At 70.2% G+C, this 1,405-nt stretch carries 1 protein-coding gene; it reads right to left on the reverse strand.

Annotation, left to right across the window (positions count from 1 at the left end; genetic code table 11):
• Window positions 1-122 precede the first annotated feature (122 nt).
• A complete protein-coding gene (locus ACFXBC_RS08925) occupies window positions 123-1,112 on the reverse strand; it encodes a malate dehydrogenase (RefSeq protein WP_385020450.1) in 990 nt (329 codons plus the stop codon).
• Between the last annotated feature and the right edge of the window lie 293 nt (window positions 1,113-1,405).

Here is a 1,405-nt window from a genome sequence, read left to right on the forward strand (position 1 = left end):
GGGGGCAGCGCCCCCCCGGCCCCACACCCACCCCCCCGCACGCAAACCCGAAAACCGAACGACCCCGCCCACCAAATGGACAGCGGGGACGTTCCGTACAGACGGACGGGGATCGGCTCGGATCAGATCAGGCCGAGCTCGCGGACCGCGTCGCGCTCCTCGGCGAGCTCCTTCACGGACGCGTCGATGCGGGCACGCGAGAAGTCGTTGATCTCCAGGCCCTGGACGATCTCGTACTTGCCGTCCTTCGTGGTGACCGGGAAGGAGGAGATGAGGCCCTCGGGGACACCGTAGGAGCCGTCCGACGGAATACCCATTGAGGTCCAGTCGCCGTCCGCCGTGCCGTTGACCCAGGTGTGGACGTGGTCGATGGCGGCGTTGGCGGCCGATGCGGCCGAGGACGCGCCACGCGCCTCGATGATCGCCGCGCCGCGCTTGGCGACGGTCGGGATGAAGGTGTCGGCCAGCCACTTCTCGTCGTTGACGGTCTCGGCGGCGTTCTTGCCCGCGACCTCGGCGTGGAAGATGTCCGGGTACTGCGTGGCGGAGTGGTTGCCCCAGATGGTGAGACGGCGGATCTCGGAGACCGGAACGCCGGTCTTCTGCGAGAGCTGCGAGATCGCACGGTTGTGGTCGAGACGGGTCATCGCGGTGAAGCGGTCGGCCGGTACGTCCGGGGCGGACGCCTGCGCGATGAGCGCATTGGTGTTGGCCGGGTTGCCGACGACCAGGACCTTGATGTCGTCCGCGGCGTTGTCGTTGATGGCCTTGCCCTGCGGGCCGAAGATGCCGCCGTTGGCCGCGAGCAGGTCACCGCGCTCCATGCCCTTGGTACGCGGACGGGCGCCGACCAGGAGCGCGACGTTGGCCCCGGCGAAGGCGACGTTCGGGTCGTCCGTGATCTCGATGCCCTGGAGCAGCGGGAAGGCGCAGTCGTCGAGCTCCATCGCGGTGCCCTCGGCGGCCTTCAGCCCCTGCGGGATCTCCAGGAGACGCAGCTTGACCGGCACGTCCGAGCCGAGCAGGTGGCCCGAGGCGATGCGGAAGAGCAGCGCGTAGCCGATCTGGCCGGCCGCGCCGGTGACGGTGACATTCACAGGAGTGCGGGTCATGGCGTTCTCCGTAAGACAGCTGGCGGTGGGGGTCCCTGCCCCTGGTGCGGGAAGTCCCCGAAGCTCACATCCGGAACTGAATCTTGATGTGAAGAGACTTCCGACGTCAGGCTATCGGACCCCACACGCCCCCGGTTCCCGCCCCCGTGTGGCACGCCGCACACCGGCTTCGTCCCTGCCCACCTGCAGCGGCGGTGGGGGGCCCGCCCCGGGGGGGGGGGGGGGGGCGGGGCCGCACCCGGGGGGGAACACACGCCGGGGGGTTTTGGAGCGGCGTGCGCGGGGGAGGCGGG

The sequence above is a fragment of the Streptomyces sp. NPDC059398 genome (assembly GCF_042751845.1).
Classification (GTDB): Bacteria; Actinomycetota; Actinomycetes; order Streptomycetales; family Streptomycetaceae; genus Streptomyces.

Coding starts and splice junctions, on each gene's coding strand:
- ACFXBC_RS08925 (WP_385020450.1), bottom strand. CDS start 1,112: ATGACCCGCACTCCTGTGAATGTCACCGTCACCGGCGCGGCCGGCCAG.